This is a genomic window from Mucilaginibacter sp. dw_454 (assembly GCF_018449775.1).
Classification (GTDB): Bacteria; Bacteroidota; Bacteroidia; order Sphingobacteriales; family Sphingobacteriaceae; genus Mucilaginibacter.
On record NZ_JAAVVB010000015.1, the window covers coordinates 1 to 293 of the forward strand.

1 pseudogene is annotated in these 293 nt (G+C 49.5%); it reads left to right on the forward strand.

The features are described from left to right. Positions 1 to 293 (forward strand): annotated as a pseudogene (locus tag HB679_RS20530) (DUF5008 domain-containing protein); the annotation flags it as partial.

Below are 293 nucleotides of genomic sequence, written 5' to 3' on the forward strand. Positions count from 1 at the left end.
GACGCGATTACCGCAACCGGCATTAAAGTAGAAGTACCGGCAAACGCAAGTACCGGTATAACCGCCTTTGTGGTAGACGGTCAGTTGGTATTCGGTCCTCAGTTTACGGTGATCGGTAAAGTGGTGCTTGACCCTACCTATAACAACCCTACCGGCGCGTTGGGCGGCGCAGTATTAAATGCCTTCCAGATTCCGCTAAGCACACAGTGGCTGGTAGTAGGTGGTTTTACCAACTATGCTAACGCAGGTTTGATTGTACATACCAACCGTATTGTCAGAACGTTTCAAGATGG